The 19,897-nt window shown below is 37.7% G+C and carries 16 protein-coding genes and 3 pseudogenes; 10 read left to right on the top strand and 9 right to left on the bottom strand.

Annotation, left to right across the window (positions count from 1 at the left end; genetic code table 11):
• Positions 1-239 precede the first annotated feature (239 nt).
• Positions 240-1,412 (bottom strand): replication initiation protein, encoded by a 1,173-nt coding sequence (locus FTV52_RS12960; RefSeq protein WP_127800989.1) that lies wholly within the window; start codon positions 1,410-1,412, stop codon positions 240-242.
• An 856-nt stretch (positions 1,413-2,268) separates the two neighbouring features.
• On the opposite strand from FTV52_RS12960, the gene FTV52_RS12955 reads away from it, so the two are divergent.
• From FTV52_RS12955 to FTV52_RS12930, 6 genes and pseudogenes are all read left to right on the top strand, one after another.
• A complete protein-coding gene (locus FTV52_RS12955) occupies positions 2,269-3,048 on the top strand; it encodes a ParA family protein (RefSeq protein WP_179990956.1) in 780 nt (259 codons plus the stop codon).
• A gap of 7 nt (positions 3,049-3,055) precedes the next feature.
• Positions 3,056-3,967 (top strand): ParB/RepB/Spo0J family partition protein, encoded by a 912-nt coding sequence (locus FTV52_RS12950; protein ID WP_119879449.1) that lies wholly within the window; start codon positions 3,056-3,058, stop codon positions 3,965-3,967.
• 430 nt (positions 3,968-4,397) lie between these two features.
• The gene (locus tag FTV52_RS12945; RefSeq protein ID WP_179990955.1) at positions 4,398-4,781 is read left to right on the top strand and encodes a transposase; all 384 of its coding nucleotides are present in this window, start codon (positions 4,398-4,400) and stop codon (positions 4,779-4,781) included.
• The gene (gene tnpB / locus FTV52_RS12940; RefSeq protein ID WP_179990954.1) at positions 4,778-5,113 is read left to right on the top strand and encodes an IS66 family insertion sequence element accessory protein TnpB; all 336 of its coding nucleotides are present in this window, start codon (positions 4,778-4,780) and stop codon (positions 5,111-5,113) included. The genes FTV52_RS12945 and tnpB overlap by 4 nt, the downstream gene beginning before the upstream one ends.
• 74 nt (positions 5,114-5,187) lie before the next feature.
• Positions 5,188-6,562 (top strand): annotated as a pseudogene (locus tag FTV52_RS12935) (IS66 family transposase); the annotation flags it as partial.
• Positions 6,563-7,137: 575 nt separating this feature from the next.
• Positions 7,138-7,602: pseudogene (locus FTV52_RS12930) on the top strand (reverse transcriptase N-terminal domain-containing protein); the annotation flags it as partial.
• Between the two features lie 113 nt (positions 7,603-7,715).
• Here FTV52_RS12930 and FTV52_RS12925 read toward each other — a convergent pair.
• From FTV52_RS12925 to FTV52_RS12895, 7 genes and pseudogenes are all read right to left on the bottom strand, one after another.
• Positions 7,716-7,937, bottom strand: a pseudogene (locus tag FTV52_RS12925) (cation transporter); the annotation flags it as partial.
• Between the two features lie 176 nt (positions 7,938-8,113).
• Positions 8,114-8,308: a heavy-metal-associated domain-containing protein gene (locus tag FTV52_RS12920; RefSeq protein WP_179990953.1), complete on the bottom strand. Its 195-nt coding sequence runs from the start codon at positions 8,306-8,308 to the stop codon at positions 8,114-8,116.
• 747 nt (positions 8,309-9,055) lie between these two features.
• Positions 9,056-10,321 (bottom strand): type II toxin-antitoxin system HipA family toxin, encoded by a 1,266-nt coding sequence (locus tag FTV52_RS12915; RefSeq protein ID WP_000934717.1) that lies wholly within the window; start codon positions 10,319-10,321, stop codon positions 9,056-9,058.
• The gene (locus FTV52_RS12910; protein ID WP_000366814.1) at positions 10,321-10,626 is read right to left on the bottom strand and encodes a helix-turn-helix domain-containing protein; all 306 of its coding nucleotides are present in this window, start codon (positions 10,624-10,626) and stop codon (positions 10,321-10,323) included. The genes FTV52_RS12915 and FTV52_RS12910 overlap by 1 nt, the downstream gene beginning before the upstream one ends.
• Before the next feature lie 920 nt (positions 10,627-11,546).
• Positions 11,547-11,804: a hypothetical protein gene (locus FTV52_RS12905; RefSeq protein ID WP_004726728.1), complete on the bottom strand. Its 258-nt coding sequence runs from the start codon at positions 11,802-11,804 to the stop codon at positions 11,547-11,549.
• A gap of 349 nt (positions 11,805-12,153) precedes the next feature.
• A complete protein-coding gene (locus FTV52_RS12900; RefSeq protein ID WP_179990952.1) occupies positions 12,154-12,750 on the bottom strand; it encodes a putative adenosine monophosphate-protein transferase Fic in 597 nt (198 codons plus the stop codon).
• A gap of 12 nt (positions 12,751-12,762) precedes the next feature.
• A complete protein-coding gene (locus FTV52_RS12895) occupies positions 12,763-12,930 on the bottom strand; it encodes a YhfG family protein (protein WP_000946583.1) in 168 nt (55 codons plus the stop codon).
• Positions 12,931-13,205: 275 nt separating this feature from the next.
• Between FTV52_RS12895 and FTV52_RS12890 the strand changes: the two genes are divergently transcribed.
• From FTV52_RS12890 to FTV52_RS14870, 4 genes are read left to right on the top strand one after another with little or no spacing between them, the layout of a single operon-like run.
• Positions 13,206-13,697, top strand: a complete 492-nt coding sequence (locus tag FTV52_RS12890) for a hypothetical protein (RefSeq protein WP_000943375.1) — start codon at positions 13,206-13,208, stop codon at positions 13,695-13,697.
• Positions 13,684-16,023 (top strand): hypothetical protein, encoded by a 2,340-nt coding sequence (locus tag FTV52_RS12885; protein WP_127800787.1) that lies wholly within the window; start codon positions 13,684-13,686, stop codon positions 16,021-16,023. The genes FTV52_RS12890 and FTV52_RS12885 overlap by 14 nt, the downstream gene beginning before the upstream one ends.
• Before the next feature lie 4 nt (positions 16,024-16,027).
• Positions 16,028-19,228, top strand: a complete 3,201-nt coding sequence (locus FTV52_RS12880) for a site-specific integrase (RefSeq protein WP_127800785.1) — start codon at positions 16,028-16,030, stop codon at positions 19,226-19,228.
• Between the two features lie 60 nt (positions 19,229-19,288).
• Positions 19,289-19,396: a hypothetical protein gene (locus tag FTV52_RS14870; protein WP_372551473.1), complete on the top strand. Its 108-nt coding sequence runs from the start codon at positions 19,289-19,291 to the stop codon at positions 19,394-19,396.
• A 144-nt stretch (positions 19,397-19,540) separates the two neighbouring features.
• Here the strand turns inward: FTV52_RS14870 and FTV52_RS12875 are convergent, their stop codons facing one another.
• Positions 19,541-19,759: a hypothetical protein gene (locus FTV52_RS12875; RefSeq protein WP_000550047.1), complete on the bottom strand. Its 219-nt coding sequence runs from the start codon at positions 19,757-19,759 to the stop codon at positions 19,541-19,543.
• Positions 19,760-19,897 lie beyond the last annotated feature (138 nt).

The raw sequence follows: 19,897 nt of genomic DNA, 5'->3' as shown, positions 1-19,897 counted from the left end.
GGATAATCTTTTTCAGATTCAATCAATAATTGAACCGCTCTTTCTCTGATTTCAGGGGTATATTTTGGTTTTGTCATTGGAACATTCTCTCAAGAAAGTTGGTCTCCGACAAACCCGGTACGGTTCAGTCTCAATTTTCACACTTTATGCAACAGAGTCGTTTTTATCCTAAGGTCCTTACCACTTGTATTCTTTACGAACATATATCTAAAAAGTGTAGCAAGTTGCTACACTTTTCGCTAGATCAACTCTTTACCAAAAATATCATTCAGTCTTTCACGAATACTATGGACGAATTCCGGATTACTTTTAAGTTTATGCTTCATATTTCGTTTAAAGTCATTCAACCCCATACCAATTTCAGCAAAATCCATTTGGAATAAAGTGTCATTAATGACAATATTTGCTTGAGAGTCAGTGAGGCATCCTACTTTTTTAAACCACTTCTTGAACTGCTGATAATTTTCATCATTATTAAAAATATACCAAGAACGTACATTCATATCGAATTTAGCCCCTAATTCTTTTACGGATGCATTGTCTTCAAATGGAACATCAAGATAGATTTTTTCAATCACTGCAAATTCATCCAGTGCCTTATCAGCAATCCGATGATGCAGTTTAAAATTCACACCTACAATTGGACGGCCTTTCTTAACGGTTTCATACTCTAACTGTAGATCTGTATTTTCGTTAATTTCTGCCACTATTTTGTCTAATACATAGCGTCTAAAATCTACCCAGCGATCATATTTGGTTTCATTAATATCAATCAGTGCTTTCAAGTTTTCTAAAAGTAATGGCACTTCATAACTCTTTTGATTGGCGTACTTAAATTCGTTTTTAATGAAATAAGTATAAAGACTCATACTGGCAACAGAATCTAGGGCAAAAAGATGTTTTAGCTGATAGGTAGTAAAATTACCCCCAGCCAGTTGAGTGAAATACGGCAACACCTCACTGGTAAAACGAATCTGAATCGCATTTTTAGAATCATCTTCCCATCTTAACTCACGGATAATGGGAACGACAGAATGTACTTTTTTAGTCTTTCTCTTACCATTATCAGCTGGCTCCTCAATAATAAAATGAGCTACCCGGGATGAAAGCTCTTTATAAATCCGATCTATTGCAACATTAATTGAATTACGTTTATTTAATCCTAGTAAATCTGCCAAATCATCCTTATACAAATAAATATAAGTTTGTTCGGTAATTTCACCATCTACCCTATTTTTCTCACTATAATTCGCAACCGCCATTGCATATAAAAGTGCCTTATATTCATTGGCTGATAATTCGATTGGGCGAATTAAACGGTTACTGGTACTGACAACGCCATTATGGCGAATGTTGCCTATACAGTAAGGAATATAATTCGATTCTTCTTGCAATGGTTCAGATTCTGTCATAACCGTGATATTTATAATTTAACTTAGTTTTTATATACAAAAGTGGAAAAACTTTCAAGACTTTCACCACAATATTCTAAAAGTGGAAAGTTTGTCATCAAAAAGAAGCATTTTAGCCGATTTCCTGCACTTAAAGTGGAATTAATTATAATCTTTCCACCCCATGATGACAGACCTTCCACCTTTAGTCTCGAAATTACAGTTCAGAAGGTCTATTTTTACTTTTTTCATTCAGGTCTAGTTAGGTTAAGTCAGATAAAAACCCTGATGTGACAAGGCTTCCACCTTTTTGTTAGATTTAAAAGGTATAACTGCACATATAATCATCAGGAAATATCCAATAAAAACAGATTATCCACAGGTTAAGAAGATACAGTGACAATCTTTCCACCTTTAAAGCTTAGTTATGAGACTTTATTAACAGCTTAAATATTTGTTTTTTAAATTATTTTTAAATAAAAATAGCAGTTATAAAAATAGTAGTGACAAACCTTCCACCCTAGTGACAGACCTTCCACTTTATAGTGACAAACCTTCCACTTTATAGTGACAGACCTTCCACTTTACGGTGACAGACCTTCCACTTTATAGTGACAAACCTTCCACTTTATAGTGACAAACCTTCCACTTTTAAAGTTACAAGCACTTGTTTTATATAATAAAAATATGATCCTAATTATTAATTAGCTAAATAACTAATTATTCTAATTTTTAATTAAGCTAGCTTAGTTAAAAATTTATTTTTTAAGTTGTTTTACAGCTGAATAAATAGGATTTATAAATTTAAAAACTATAGTAAGATGAATGAAAGTTATTTATATTACTAAACATTGAAATAAGGAAGCATCTGACACGCATGTCTGCAAAAATTATTACTGTTGCTAACCATAAAGGCGGATGTGGCAAAACAACGACTGTTGTACACCTAGCCTCAGAACTTGCCAATCTTGGCTACAAAGTTTTAGTCATTGATTTAGATCCTCAAGCAAACGCAAGTTTACACATTGGGATCCAACATCCAAGCGAAATTGCTGTCACTACAGCAGAATTACTAGTGGGCGATATTTCGTTGTTGGCAGATGCATTACAAGAAGAAACGAACTTTGAAAAAGTATCATTAATTTATGGTTCCTTAAATTTAGGAAAAACTGAAGATCAACTAAAAGAAGAAGCTCCCCGTCCTTCTGAAGAGTTAAATATCAAGTTAAAACTATTAAAAGATCTTTATGATTTTATATTGATCGACTGTCCACCTAGCCTTAAATTATTAACAAGCAATGCCTTGGCATCTTCAACACATGTCATTATCCCTATCGAATCAGGATCACAATATGGATTGTATGGGGTAACAGATCTTTTAAATCATCTTGAAAAAATCAAACGTATTAATCCAGATTTAGAGCTTTTAGGCGCTTTACTAATTAAGCATGATGAACGTCAGAATGTCTGTAAGCTGATTCGGGATGAAGCCTTGAAACAGGTAGGTAAAATTTTAGAAACCACAATTCCTCAAAGTACTAAAGTCAATCAAGCAGCGATTCTGCAACAACCACTTTTGAAAGTAGAAAAAAATTCAAAAGTACGTAAGGCTTTTGAAAGCCTTGCCAATGAAATTGTAGTGAAAATTAAAACCTGAGAGCATTATGGCAAGCACCAAAGAGCTTTTAGCTCAGAAACTGAAACAGAATACAGAAAAACATCAGCAAGCACAGAAAGACAATATTAAAGAGCCGAAAGAGTTTAGACGTAATGTCCCTATTGAGGATATCAGCCGAAGTCCAAACCAGCCGCGTAAAATATTTGAAGAGTCACAGTTAAAAGAACTGGCGGATTCTATTAATGAAATCGGCCTTTTGCAGCCCATTACAGTGCGTAAACTGGATAATCTGAAATATGAACTGATTGCAGGCGAGCGACGCTTACGGGCACATCAATTACTCGGAAAGTCTGTGATTGAAGCCATTATAATTGATGCAAATAATGTAGAAGCATCTTTGTTAACCCTGGCAGAGAATTTAAAGCGTCAGGATCTGACAGATTATGAGATTTTTATTGGCCTGAACTCACTTGATGAGAAATTAAAGAAAAACAAGCAACGTTTAGCCAATTCACTGGGTTTAAATCGCGAAGATATGTACAAGTATTTAGCATACGAAAAACTGCCGCAAGCAATTTTAAATGACCTTGATGTGGAACCAGGCTTGCTAGGCCGTACTGCTGCAACTGCATTCAAAAAATTTCTATCGGATCATCTTGAACAACTCTCTGAAGCCGAAGTGGCCTTACTCGGAGCTTGGGAAAAATTAAAAGACAAAAAACTCGAGCAAAGCAAAGTTACTACTTATGCTGAAAAACTATTGAGTCAGAATCCAGAAAAACTGACCACAACATCCGTGGTCAGAAAAATTGAATATGCCGGTAAGATTGCGGGGAATATCAAACTGAATCAAAAACAGCTTAAGGTTTCTCTGAATATCTCGGAAATTGACGAAGCCAGTCTCTTACAATTAGAAGATTTCTTAAAACAGCTGATTCAAAAAAGCGAAAAAGTGTAGCAAGTTGCTACACTTTCTTAGCACCCTGAAACTAATTACATCCTCATGCATTATTGAAATTTATTTTCTTAAGTATGCTTCTTTACATTTGGTCTTTGAGAGTACTGTTACTTCGGACTGAGATTAAATTCTGCCTTTCTTCTTGTGGAGTAGTTTTATATTTATCCGGAAATATTATATATGTCCATATAAGCACTCCCAGTTTTCAGGTTTTGTATCAAAATAATCAATTCTTATCAGATTTTTCGATAGGGAAGTATATGTGCTGGTGGAACATAAATAATTTGGTGGTGTTTCAAAAGGTATGCTGCCGTTAAAAAAATACGTTATTAAGGTAAAAGAAAGTAAGCATCCAGCTAACACAGCCTTACCAAGCGATCCTATAAGCCTTAATTTAGTTCCCACCTAAAAACAAGTGGGGACTTAATCTATGAACATGGATATATATTCAGCAACACCTCCTGTTGCTAAAAAACGCAGAACATACAGCAAAGAATTCAAATTCAGTATTGTCAATGCCTGCAAAAATCCTAATACCTCGATCGCTTCGGTCGCACTGCAACATAGTATTAATGCCAACCTTGTCAGTCGTTGGATCAGGATCTTCAGCCATCATGATGGTGCCGTGCAGGATCCTACTCATGTGAATCCAGCATTTATTGCTTTGCCTTACACTGCTGCAATCAGCCAACCTATTGATGAGAGGATCACGTTGTGTATCACCGTGCCTCATACGAATAATGATATTCAGCTAAAATGGCAGACATCAGAAATACCTGCCTTGGCAGAATTACTCAAGGCACTGGCAACATGATCCGTATCAATGAAATTTGGCTCTCTACCCAGCCCATGGACATGCGTGCAGGTATGGATACGACCATGGCTCAGGTGGTGAGAGCCTTTGGCTACATCAAACCGCATTGCGCCTACCTGTTCTGTAATAAACGTGGTCATCGTATGAAAGTGCTGGTACATGATGGACTGGGCATCTGGCTGTGTGCCAGGCGGCTGGAACAGGGAAAATTCCACTGGGCTCAAGTTCACCAAGGTGAAACCGTGGTCCTCAACCCGGAACAGTTACAGGCATTAATCCAGGGTTTGCCCTGGCAGCGCATTGGACGACAGCAAGTGGTAACAATGCTCTAAACCAAGCTCGGCTATTCTGCTATTCTCCAAACGTTCTATTTCATTCTCTTCATGACCTCAGGCATACTGCGGTCATGAATACGCTGCCTGACTTAAGCCAACTGACCCATGAACAACTGCTGGAATTTACCCGGCAGTTGGCGATGCAGCATCAGTCTCTAGCACAATCAAACCAGCAATTAGATTCTAAAGTTCAACATCTTTCTATTCTCAATCAAAAATACGAGCATGAACTGGCGCTGTTTAAAAAGCACAAATTCGCCCAAAAGAATGAACACTTAACGGCAAAACAAATCCATCTGTGGGATGAAGCGGTTGAAGAAGATATTGCCGCGGTTGATCTAGAACTGGAACGGCTAAATGCAGATAAAACTAATGCAGCGACACAGAAAGCCAAAACCAATAAACCTAAACGTCGACCACTGCCAGATCATCTACACACCATCCGTATTGAGCATGAACCTGCATCAACCCAATGTGCTTGTGGCTGCCAACTCCGTCGTATCGGCGAAGATGTCAGTGAAAAACTGCATTTCAGACCGGCACAGTTCTATAAGGAACAGCATGTGCGTGGTAAATGGGTCTGTGATCAGTGTGACACCCTGACTTAGCAAGCGATGCCCGCCTATGTGATTGATAAAGGCATTGCTTCACCTGAACTGCTCAGCCATGTGCTGGTATCGAAATATGCCGATCATTTGCCGCTGTACCGTCAACGTCTGATCTATCAGCGGGCGGGAATCGAACTTTCTAGATCAACTTTATCTCTTGCGAAGCAGTGCTTCTCAGATAGGTCGCTGCGGTGTAGAACTGGAACCTCTGGCCAATGCCTTAAAAGAGGTAGTGCTGCAACAGCAGGTGCTGCATGCAGATGAAACACCAGTCACCATCATGCGGATGGGTGAGAATGATAAAAAACCGAAGAAAGGTTATGTCTGGGCCTATGCCACTACACAGTACAATCCAGTTCAGGCGGTGATCTATGACTTTCAGGATAGTCGTTCAGGCCAGCATGCTGCAGAGTTCTTGAAAGGCTGGCAGGGTTATCTAGTCTGTGATGATTACAGTGGTTATAAAGCACGCTTTAAATCAGGCCAGGTCATTGAGGTGGGCTGCATGGCCCATGCACGTCGTAAATTCCATGAACTGCATGTAACTGGGAAAAGTCAGGTCGCTGAACAGGCATTAGTGCTGATTCAGAAACTGTATGCGATAGAAGCAGAGCTCAGGAAAAAGACCGATGGTACAGCGGAAGACCGCCGCGAATACCGACAACAGCATAGTCAACCAGTGATGCAACAACTATATGAATGGCTCAACCAACATCATCTGACGGTGCCATCGAGTTCTCCCACCGCCAAGGCCATCAATTACACTCTGAAGCGTTGGCCAGCTTTAAGCCGCTATTTGGATGATGGCAATCTACCGATTTGCAATAATTGGGTAGAGGTGCGACACGAAGTCGCTTAATGAAGTTGTTCCCCCTGCGGGAACCACCCGTGTCACCGGGTGAATCTAGAAGGCTGAATAAAGAGCGCCTTCGACAATGTAACGAGGCACCGCAAGGTGCGGGGTATCAATCGTGAGAGGCGTACTCTTCTGGCAGCCATAGCCGGACAAGGGCTAGATAATCGGTATGGTGAACACATGTGAATCTGCGCAACGATCGTTAAATTGAACGAGCGGAAATGGCTAATACGCTCGAACCAAAACGGTAATGGAGGTGGGAATCGCGTCTTTCTACTACGCATTCGTGACCCATACGCCTCCCGGTCGATAGCAGGCACCTAAGCCGATGTACTTCAGTAAGCGGAACGTGGAAATCCCGTATTACCCCCATTGGGAAAGCAGTTTGCAAAAACTGCCCATGGTGATGCGGGCGAAGGAACGAGGAAAAAGCGAATGCCAGTCTGTAATGGGTTGGATAGAGGTTGAAACATTACCTCACGCGAAAGCGGGCTGACGTCCTTATGGTCTCTCATCACAAGAGAGTGTGTAGAACCCTTTTAATGGAGGGAGAGCAAATGAACGCAGCAGTATCAGCGTGTGCGCCTTCCAGCACATCGTGGGACAGCATCGATTGGATTGCTGTACAGCGTCATGTCAGAGGGCTGCAAGCGCGTATTGTGAAGGCGGTACAAGACGGCAGGTATAACAAGGCGAAAGCTTTGCAATGGCTGCTGACTCACTCGTTTAGTGGCAAAGCATTGGCCGTAAAACGAGTGTCTGAAAACAAAGGCAAAAACACGGCTGGGGTCGACAAGGTGACTTGGAATACACCCAAGGCCAAGACCGGTGCGATGATGTCGTTGAAGAGGCGAGGTTACACGCCCCTTCCGCTTCGGAGAGTCCTTATTCCGAAGAAAAATGGCAAGATGAGACCTCTCGGGATACCCACGATGAAATGCCGGGCCATGCAGGCGCTCCATCTGCTGGCTTTGGAACCCATCGCGGAGACCACTGCTGATCGGAACTCTTATGGATTCAGGGCTTTGTTGCACAAAGATTTCATAACTATATGATTTTAAAAGTTTTGATTGTTTTTTGATCCAAAATTAAATTTATTTAAATCAGATGCTTACATATTTATGCAACAAAGCCCTTCGTAGCCTGCTTTTTCTACGGCTTTAATTAAAGTAGCGCGATCAAGTGGTTGATGCGCATAAATGACTGCTTTTTCGGTAGCCAGATTTACATGAGCCGATTCAACACCCTCAACAGATTTTAAAGCTTTTTCCACACGGCCTACACAAGAAGCACATGTCATCCCCTCAATCTCTAATGTTTCACTGTAGTGTGGCGTATCAGTCATTTCGGTACTCATATACGATCTCTATCATTTAGATATGCTGAGTTCTATATGCGAAGATCAGCTCGAACCAAGATTAGGTGGAATTCAGGGATTACTTTTATTTCAAGCAAGTACAGGTTTTATCTGTACGATGAGGAAAATAAGAGAGTAAAAGTGGTAAGGAATTCCCACTGTTACTCTAACAGAGATTAAGCAGGATCAGCTGTAAATCCACGCTCACTGAGAGTGGCAATGACTTGATCCTGACTCACCGTTGTGTTGATTTCAATAATACGGTTTTGTAAATCAATATCGAGTGAGGCATTCGAGTCGAGCTCTTTAATTGCGGTAGTAATGCCGCGTGCACAACCACCACAAGTCATATTAGCGATGTGAAATTTCATATGTTGCTCCTTTTTAACAAAACATTTGTTTAAAACATTAGAACAGTAACTCTAAACTTTCACCATACAACCAGCCTTTTTCTGAATCAGTTACTCGCTGTAACTTGGTCTGTTTACAACCTTACAGTTTTCTTCAGAGTATTCCAAAGAAGAGTGTTCTAATGACTACAGTAAATAACACTAAATATAAAAAAAATGGAAGAATAATTTACTAAGTTATTGTTTTTAAGTTGATCCTTGTTTTATATGGGGTGATAATAACTTCTGATTACTAGTTTTTACCTTAAATATACCGATTGAAAGATTCATTTAAAGGCTATGAATACATGAGTTTTACAGTTTGGCTAGGTCAGCATGAGTACTTTTCACAAGATTTAAGATCGACCATGAACGTGATTAAGTTATAGGGGATTGATGAAATAGTTTTTATGAATTTCTGGCTTTCTGGGCTGATTTTATCAAATTCATGTCTATGCAAAATTGCGACATATTTCTCGTGCTGGTAGTTATCCAGAGTTTGGTCTGCATCTATCCATAGTGCAGACCTTTTTTTGGTGACAGTTTTTTCTTAGTGATTTTCGATCTGGATGTAGTGATTTCACGTTTGCAGAATATATCTTGGCGGTGATCCATCTAATATTCGTGATTATAAAGAGAGCTAATTCACAGGTTCTACAGATTATGTAGCGACTAACTATATCAAAGTCTATTTGCAGTTGATGGTTGGCGCTTAGTTTATATTTACGCTTAGGTTTCAGTTAAAAAATCAATATTCTGTTGAATCCGTGATTGAATCATCTGTAGGGTAGATTCTCGAATTTGATGGGGATACAGGCGCTGCGCAATTTGACTAAATTGAAGTGCAATTTCACGCATGGTCAAGATGATCTCATCGACTTCTAGAGTAGTCAGATTAGCTTCTGAAGTACCGAGTTTATGTATGTCATTTCGGGAAATATTGAGCGCTTCTCCCATAATGTCCATTTGATGATAACCACCTGGACCCTCGCAGAAGGTCACATCATAGGCTGGAGCCAATTTCCATTGACCATTTTTCTCCATGAGAAATGAAAAGTTCTTAGTATGGTCATCCCGATTATTGAAAAGCACATTAAACACAGCACGTTTAAAAGCATGCAATCTTTCTCGTACATCTTGCGTACACATCAAGGTTGCCCGGAGAAAATTGCGATAGTCTAGGCTACCTGGAACTTTATAGTCTGCTCCTGTATATGCAGCCAAACTCTGCATTGGAATCCGCATACCATTTTGACGATCGAATCGTTTAGAAGCAAAAGCCGTTAAACCATTGGGCAAATTAAAGAAATGGGTATCTGGAGTCTCAATTGCACAAAGTCGCAAACATTCTGCATAGACGGCTTCAATGGCGCAGACTTCAGGATGCTCTTGCTGAGCAGGAAACTTAATCAGCCAGGCTTCATGTTGATCAGAATCTTGAGTCGAAAACTCTAAATTGACAGGATCTCGGTAAACCAACGCTTTTGGTCTGGCACCTTGAGGGGAGCCACCCATGACCAATAAATGCTGTAGAAATTCACCACCTTCACCTTTGAGTACTTCTTGAACTTCCTGGGCCAGTTGTTGTAAAGGGATATTTTCTGAGGTTTGCATGTCAGCAACACAAGGTTCAAAGGAGAGGGCACCCATTGCGTGACTACTAATATAGGTCAGACGCTCCAAAGGTCCAATTCGTGCTGAATTTAAGCCAATTTTTTTGAAATATCGATCCATCAACATCATGCCCCAACCATCTGGTAAAGCGTCATAGACTGGACCTGGGAGTCCCATTTGATGAGTAGGAAAACCTTGTCTGAATGGTAGACCTTTTAAAGGCAGCAAGTAAGAAGAGAGCTCAACACCTTGCTGTATTGCTTCTGGACTATATTCAAAAGCAATGGTGGGTCTACCTGTCGTGGCTGTTGAACTAATCAGCGTTCCCCATAACCATGATTCGCCCCAACCGTTGTAATAAACATTAAGTCTATTGAGCATTATCCCTTCCTCTTAATACGGTGGCGCTTACTTTGACTCTCATAGCGAAGAATGTCATTCACACTGTTAAGCTGAGGTTTAAATAGTTCCTGAAGTTCGTTTAATCGACCCAAGACCATTGCAATACGGACTAAATTTTCAACAGATACATTTCGTCCCGCTTCAAGATTCGAAACTGTATTCACGCCGACACCAGCGCGTGCTGCTACCTCAGCTTGAGACATCTCCAGAAAGAGTCGTTGCTTACGTAAACGCTCACCTAAAAGAGTCACAACTTCTTCTGGTTTAGTGAAATATAAATCCATTAAATTGGGTCTTAAGAATGAATAATTTAATTAAATCACAAAATAATGGAATTAATCTATAGCTATAGTGTGGCTAAGGAGGGCTTTGTTGCACAGCACATCAGAAGGGTAGGTATAGTCCTTGGGTATCGGTTACAGAAAATCATCAGGATGTACTTTGACTGATTGTTGATACGGAGATTTCAGTATTTTCATTTTTCCTAATAGGTCACATTACTTAGAAAGGGTTCTTCGAAAATTAGTTCATACTTTAAAAATCCTATAAATATTGAGGATATTTTCTTAATGCTTTCAATATAGCATGCGGCTATATGTAACTCGAACGGGCTTAATCTGCCTTTCAGTATAAATTTTTTGGGCGTGAGAGGGGAGAGGTGTGAGGGCAAGCAATTTATATCGTGGATACTTCTAAATTACTTATGTAATAGAAGGTGGTAAACATGGATTTAGAGGTAATAACACTAAATATAAAAAAATTGGAAGAATAATTTATTAAATTATTGTTTTTATGTGGTTATTGGTGATGTTATGAATAATAATAACTTTTTTCTTGATGAATTTTACCTAAAAAAATTGATCAGATAATTTTCTTTAAATGTCATGCATACATAAATTTGACAGTTTGAAGGGATCGGTATGTGCATTTTTCACAAGGTTAAAGATCGACCATAAATGTGATAAACGGCAGAGGATCATTGAAAAATGAATGGATTTAAACACTACATGTATGCACGAAAAAAAGTATCGCTGCGGTTCTGCTGACAGGCTGTATTGAGCATTGAATGCAAATGATGTAGTAATTGTCTACAGGCTATAGGACCAGCATGAAGAAGAATGAAATGTAGTTGCCAATTTATAACCTTGGTTGAAAAGCATAGCATTGTTATTCGGAGAAGTGAGGTAAGCCATCCTTCTCTTATTCATTTAAAATGATTCTTACTCAACTGATCTCGACTCATGGGCTGGTTCCAATTAGACGGATAATAACTTCCATCCCCTATCTTTTTCTTACCACATTTCTTGCATTTAATCCCTTCTTTGGAGATTTGATTCAGCATCACTGTTGTCGGTTGAATCAAATCAATGACATAGTTCGTTGGTTCAGGAAAAGCAGAAGAGGCTGCTTTATTGCAAAAGAGAACATTCGGATCAAATGGATTGGATTGCACAAAAGCCATGATACAGCCACAGAGTAATTCACCTGCATGTAATCTGTAACATCCATTCAGGTCATCAGACGAAGATTAATCTGAAATTTAAGCACTAAACACCATAAATCTATGTATGGGCAGACTTTTTTGAGACATATGTTGATAAACATGCGGCAAGTTACATTGCTTAAAAGTCTATCTAAGTTAACGATCTATTCAATTCTGGATAAGTAATCTGAATATTACGATCCTAAATTACCCGAAGAGTATTAAGATTTCTAAGAATCGTGATTGTTGGTTTATTTGGGAAATTAATCAGTGGATTGAAGCAAAGATGATGGCTCATTAAGGATTGTGGGCTTCGACTACTTAAATTTTAGGTATTTTGAATAAAGCATATTTCAAAAATCTTAATTAATGGATTTAAATTACCATAAAAACCTTCAATATTGGCTTGAATCCATTGTTGTTGAGAGTCAATGCGAGACCAATCAATACCATAACCACAATGAGCAATCAGATGCTCAAAGAAAATCCGTTGTGTACGTCCATTACCTTCACGGAATGGGTGTATGACATTAAGCTCACAATACAAGTCGGCAAGTTGAGGAATCAGTTGTTGTGGTGCTAAGCCTTGAAAGTATTTTTTTTCTTGAAGCGGTTTGAGTAGTTTATTGGTTTCAATTTCAATACGGGAAAAATTACAAAAACGGGTGTCACCTTTGGAAATATCGATTTGTCTTAACTTTCCTGCCCAGTCGTATAAGTCGCCAAAGAGCTGCGCATGAATTGATTTTAAGTATTGTAAGTCGTAAGGTGGTTCAGCATATTCAATTAAGTTACTTGCCAATCCAGACAGTTCTAGTTCAGCTTGTTCTAAAATTTGTTCATCACGAATATTGAGTTTGTTCTTTAGGATATTTGTGCCAGGGTAACAATACAGGCTGTCACCCATTTCCCCATATTTATCCATACATGCACCTGACTAAGATTCGGGTTGCGAATACTTCTTATATTTTTGCAAGATTTCAGCTTTACTTTGTTGAGTTGTTTGAGCTGTCGTTGTAATGCCTTCAAGCTTTAGGCTGGCTTGATAGTTTTGCGAACGTGTCGCTTGAATATATTTTCTTTTCTGTTCAGTGGTTCTGAGCATTTCGAAACTCCATTGATGCTACACGTGAAGTAAGTATAGCAGAGAATCTTTTTGATCAATGCTGCATACACAGCATTTCTAAAATGTAATACAACGGTATTGTTTCATGTAATAACAGAAAACTAAAAAAAAGTGGAAGAATTCTTAAAATTTAGACCGTCATAGATAAGCAAACCGTATGTATTTGTTGAGAATTGTAATTTTGAGAAAATTTAGTTGATAAATTAAATGAAGTTTCATATACAAAGATATGCTCATTTTTTAAATCGATAAAAATGTTAAGATTTGACTATTTGGTAAAAAATATAGAAATTTTTATGGGGCAATTTATCATGCCCTTTTGCTTTGACCGAAAAAATGTTCAACTTGAGATAGTAAAAATTAACTCAGAACTACTGAAAATCAAAAAGATTAAACAGAGTCAGAAAGTAGTAGTACAAGCAAAGTTCAAAATAATCTATGTGAAAATTTGGCAAAAAATCTTGCTATTGATGCAAACGGAGCCAGGCTTACGTGTGCATTCTAATTATGTTGCAATCTTACAGTTGATACATAATCTTGATGATTTTATCGAAAAATCACAACAACACTTGTGCTTTGAAAGAAAAGCTCAGAAAGAACTGGATGCTAAATTTTTTGCAAGATTTTTTAAGCTAACAAAGAATTCAATAAAGGATCAACTTTTACCAAATCGTTCTGATCACAATGAATTTAAACAATGCAACGTGATAAAAATATTAAGCGAAAATGAATATGCCAAACATTGAAACACAAGAGCAATTCTTAGATTTAGCAGAAAAATATCAACAAGATTATTGTCTATTACGTGATGATATTGTAAATACACAATTTGTCGATCTATCAGATGATTTGTATAAAGATGTCTACGCTCTATACAAATTAGCACAACAAATTTATAGCTATATATCAGGCTCCAGACAGATCGGTAAGTATTCTTTTTTAGCTGCTGTGAGTTTTTTTGCATGTCCAGATTCTAGTAATACACAAGAGCTGTCATCGCAACGTTATTTGATTCTACAAGCGAGTTTTTTAACATATCGGCAGTATCAAGAATTTGCAAAAATTGATAAAGCTGAGAATAAGCAAAAACATGTTTGTGACCTATTACGCTATGTCTCACGATATGTGCTGGATTCTAATCATGCTGAATTATTTCATGAATGTAGTAAGCTGCTAAATTGTTATGTCACGTACGAACGTAATTTGAAAAAAGAGGATCGTAATCAACTTTTTAATATTAAAGATTTCGAACAAGTACAAGTCATAGAGTATTTATCGGCTCTATTAATAATTTTTAAAAGACTAGATGATCGTCGTGTAGTTCATCGTCAGCGTAAGTCAAAAAAAAGCAAAGTTTTGCAATGGCCGACGAAAAATGAACTCAAAAAATTTCGTGAAATTAAAACGGGTAAGCAAGTAGATATTGGACATAACGCAAAGATTAGTATTTATGATGCCGCTCTTCACAAAGATGAAGAGGGTGAAGTTGATCTATTAGATCCTGAAATGGAGTTTTATTCAGAAGATGAAAAGTCTAAAAATTTAAATTATATACTCAGCGATAATGCGACGCATCTAATGCGGCATCGCCAGCGCCGTCATGCTCCTTTTGTTACAAATCCACATTATTTGGCGCCAGATATACTGAAGCAAATTGTTTATGTGTTGAGAACCGAGTTATCCGGGCACTGGAGGGATGCTGCAATCGCTGCAGCATGTTTATTGTCACTTTTGACGGGATTATCACCCGTCGCACTGATGGATTTTAACGAGCTTATTCAAGATGGAATTTTGATCCAGAATGGTTCAAGTAGACGTCGCGAATATTTACTCAAATTAAATCTTAAAATTACAGAGCAGAAGATTAAGAGCTTAAATCATGTGCGGTGGAATGAAGTGATGACACATCAACTACATTTACCTTCTGCTTGGTTTGACTATATAGAACAAGCATCGAATCCACTAATTTCATCAACACACATTAATACGAAACTTAAGAATTGGCTTGATAATCGGTTTGTAGGTTCGATCACTGTAGAAAAACTGCAGGCTCAATTATATTTTCATATATATTATGAAACATATAATGAATATCTTGCTCATGTAATTGCTGGGCGGGATAGTCAGCATCACATGCCTGGTATCTATTATGGCGGGCTACCGAAAACTCAACTCAGTAGCACATATCTAGCCTTTTTAGAAAAAGCACTTACACCACATTCCACACATTTTACTGAAGACACGGCTGAACTAAAAATATTGCAACAACAATTCAAAGTGCAATCTGCATTATCTATAGGAAGGATAGGGAGCCAACTGGCACTTGAACCCAATTTTGTGAAAGAGCAATTCCATATTTTACATAGACATTGTCACGAAAACATCCAAGAAGATAAGCACATTATTAATCAACTTAATGCATATGCGTGTTGGATGTGGCATATCAGTTTGTTGAGTTTGGCAAGTCGGCCTAAAAAAAACCTGTTGGGGAATTTGGATGATTATTGTGTTGAGCTCAAGCTTTTATATGTGAATGATAAAAAAAATAGTAAAGCAAGAAAAGATGGTCGTTTTATCCCTTTATCTGATTTTTTCATAAAAACACTGCAAAATTACACTGCCTTTTTAGAACAAATTATTGAAGCGTACGGTTCATTTTTTAGACAAGTCTTTGCAAAGAAGAAGATAACTGTAAATGATCTTTTTGGTAAGGTCATTTTTAGTAAAGATATCTTGCCGATAACTGTCAAAGAATGGCAGAGCAGGAAAATTAAGTTAATCCCTTTATCGAGAAAATGGGTGAATTCATATATGCAAGGAGTCTTTCCAAAGAATATGTATTCGAATTGGTTACGTCATTTTGACATGAACTTTTTGATGCATGAGCAGCAAGAGGGTAAACCAGCATTAGCTTTTCACTTAATTCAGGCCCTGTATGGTCATGACCAACGTGACCGAGAGGCTTTTCATCCGCATTCTTCACTTATCCCGAATGTCTATGTACAGCAAGCCCGCCAGCAATTGCAAGATAATGTCAAATCTTTATCGATTAAACACTTAGAGCGAAAATAGTTGTATGCAAAAAATCAAAGAACTAATAAAACCACAACTAGATGATCTATTTGTTGATATTCATAAAATGGTGAAAAAGTCGCTAGATAGACAGCCTTCTCCACCTGAAGTATTGACGAAAGAAATGCAGCAAAAACTTGATCAGCAGATCGCTGAAAAATGGCATGACATTAAAGATAGTGTTGATTGTTTGAGTCAAAAGTTGAGCCGAGACGAACAATCAAAACTGATGCAATTTACTGAAGATGAATTTAATAAAAGAAGGAAGCAATTCAACCAGAATGTAGATAAAAAATCATACAGAATTAAGCTAAATCCACATACTAAACGGATCGTACTGCCTAGAAAAATTGAGAGTACAGAGTCACGGTTAGAACAGGGGCATCTACATATCCATGTACTTAAGGAATTAAGGCAGTATTGGCAAGATTCATTTGAATATTGGAATGAACCAAAGTACTTATGGGGAAATTTATGCTTAAGTTTTATATATATTTCAGGCTGTGCAGATGAACAGCATTTGATTGCTATTCAGAAGCAATTGCAGGAGGCCATTGAGCTTGGTACAGATCTGAATTGTTTTCGGTTATACCATTCGGACTACAAAAAAATCACTAATCCATTGTTACTACATTATCGTGTTGAAAACTCTCAATATGGCAACGATGTAGAACAGGGAAAGTTGTACCAATGGAAACATGTTTTTTTTAACCCATATGCGCAGTTCATTTTGCAATATTTAAAAAAGTTGAAAGCTGCTCAGAAAGAATTTTGTCTGCAACATTCAGTTGAAGATTGTATTTTAGAAAGCTTGAGTAAGATAGGCAGGAAAAAAAGTCTTGGGGATCTGCAATATCAAATTAAACGCCGTGGATTTCGTGCATTTAATGATGTGCAAATGGTACTCGAATTTAATCCAAACCTCAGCATAGATATATTTTTGAGTAATGTGCTTCAGCAAGAGATTAATACTGTTGCTTTAAGGCCATCCGAATTTAGATTGCTGTGGAATAATGATTACAATCAAGTCACAGAACCAGATAATCGCCCTATTCATTTTGAACAAGAGCAGTTACTTCCTGAAGTTCCGACTGTTCAAAGCAAATTACAAACGATTCCGTATGAGTTGATGTTGTTTGGTCAAAAGAAACGTAAAGGTCAAAAAGTTGAGCGTTTAGATAAAAAGAGGAATAAAGAAGAACGCACGCTACGTTTTTGGCAAGAAACTAGAAGGGTGTTAGAGGAGAAGATAGTTGATGCTAATACGGAGGAAAAGTCTTTAATTGATGCTCAACTACGCTTAATTCACTGGTTAATGCATTTAAAAAAACGAGGGCTTCAATTATCAACTATTGAAAGCTACTTAGGATCGTTTGGCAAAGAATTTATATTTGAGATTTGGCTCAATAAATTAGATTTAAAGCAACAATCCATAGATGACTATGAGGATTTATATCGGCAGCTATTGAAATACAGCAGTGAACGTGATGAAAAAGCAGTTCAACGAGATTCGGTGAAAGGAAAAACCTCTCGTAAGATGCACCAAAGCGCAGAATACCGTTTTGGTCGCCTAAAAGATTTTCATCAATTCTGTATAGAGAATTATGATGCTCCAGGGGTATTGGTGTTACAGAATTCAAGTTTTAAGCATTTACAAATTTGCAATGCACGGCTAGTGAGTCCTTTGCTATTTGGCAAATTATTGGAAAAACTAGAAAATTTAAGTCAAGAGCCAACGGCATCAGAGTGGGTCGATCATCTGAGTTGTTTAAAGCTGATGTATTTACTAAGTTATAGAACTGGACTTCGATTAAATGAAGTTCGTTGTCTTAAAATACAAGATATTATTTGCCCAGAGCTACTTTATAAAGAAAAAGAAAATACAGTTTTTAATAATATCACGCTTCATATCCAAGACAATTCATATCGCCGTCTGAAAACGCGAAGTGCGAATCGTCAAATACCATTGAAAATTGCATTGTCAGAACATGAGTTTTTAGTAGTACAACGTTACATACAACATCGTTATGAGCAATATTTGGTTAATCAGCAGGATGATCTACTTTTTAGTGTGAATCATCGTGTATTAACTGATCAATGTATCAGCAAAATTACAGTAGATTTGTTTAGTCAAATATTAGGTATGCATCATGGCTTTAGTTTTCATACATTACGCCACAGTGCTGCTAACTATCTAGCAATAACTTTGCTCGGTTCAAAAGAAATGATCAAGACCTACACAGATTGTCCTTGGGTAAAAGCAAAAAAGATGAGGGATTTATTGTTTGGTATGAAAGCACGTGCTCAAGAAGAGATTATTCAACATAAATGGCAGGTGCTCGCCTCTTGGATGGGGCATAGCAGTATTGAGCAAACGGCTTCAAATTACCTTCATGTTTTGGATTTATTAGCAGTCGATCGAATTTATAATTCGCCGTGTATCATTTCAAAAAAAGTATTAGAACAGTGTTTTAGTCCAGTGAAGTCAAGTACAGACTACATAAACCTAAATCGTTATACTCAGCAGCAGAAATGGTTTAATTCTTATCAGCAAACACAGCCAGTTACGATGGCTGGCCGACAAGAAAAGAAGTTTAGTATAGAGAAGAGTACTCTGACACCTTTTCAACGTTTGATAAGTTTTAGAGAAGGTCGATTAAGCGAAGATACCCAAGCTCAAGAATGGATGCAACGATGTCAATGGATGAGCACTAAATGGATGGATCGCCAAAAATTTAATTTAAAAACGAATTATGTTTATAGTAAGAATTTAGAAGAGAGTTGGTTTGATGAACTTTACGAAAAGGCTAAAAAACTGACTCGTCCAGATGAAATAATTCCTCTCCTTGATTTTCATTATAAAGATGATAGGCAGCAAGATGCACTGAAAGAAAAGAACATGGTTAAGGCGCTTAAAATATTATTATTATTTGGAAAACTGCGTAAGAATTTTCTACATTTTCAATGCCGAATGAAAGGTGATGAGCAACAAATTGTTAATTTTATTACTGGTATAGAGCCAATGTTAGGAGATCATCTGTATTTAGAAAAACAAAACTACCCAGTTAATTTGGATGCTCCTGAGCGAACCGTTAAATTTAGTTTTCAAAGAGTTGTCGGCTCTAACAAAAAAAATGTTACTCCGCTGGTTATATTTAATTTAATGTTAAAAATGATGCAAAAAGATGAACTCTGGATCAAATAGCCTAAGCATGTTAAAGGGGAATTGTTTAGAAATTTCCCTGTTTATAAGTAAACTGCCTTTATGAAAAGCACCATGCTGACTTGGATTAATAAGCGGAATGTAGTATCACAGTTTGATCGCTGGATTTACGAAAATGGTGTGAAGATTAGCGGTATGGTAAATCGATGAGCTAAAGTGTTGTAGTCCAAACTCGATCTGACAATTACCCATTTTTTAGTGTGCCCGTCAGGTTAAATTTGAACTGAATTTTTCTCAGCCCAAATTCATTTCCAATCAAGTTATGTTTCAAGTGGCGTGCGAACACTGCACAATTTAATTCACGGTGCCTAAGACAGGTATCAACTTCGGACCAGCCATTCTAGCTTTGCTAATGATTTCCACCAGCTCATCATAAGTCAGTTCAAACTTATCCTCACTATCAAATACATAGACCATATTCTTGCCTTCATGTTCAGGTGGAGTAGGTGGTACAAATCGTTTCGGGATAAGAATTTGTGCGAGTTGTTCGTCAGTTAATTTAAATAAGTGCATGTTTTTATCCTACTGTTCCTTAAAATGTATTCAAACATACTCAAGGACTAATTCGCACTCTGTTAATGTCTTGTTGCCAAGCGTGTAACTAGAGCCTGAGTCGGTCAGTTCCGACTTGTAGCGGTCAGTCCGTTCTTG

This window comes from Acinetobacter sp. YH1901141 (assembly GCF_013416935.1).
Classification (GTDB): Bacteria; Pseudomonadota; Gammaproteobacteria; order Pseudomonadales; family Moraxellaceae; genus Acinetobacter; species Acinetobacter towneri.
The sequence above is the reverse complement of the archived record's forward strand: the minus strand, read 5'-3'. Positions and strand labels throughout refer to the sequence as shown.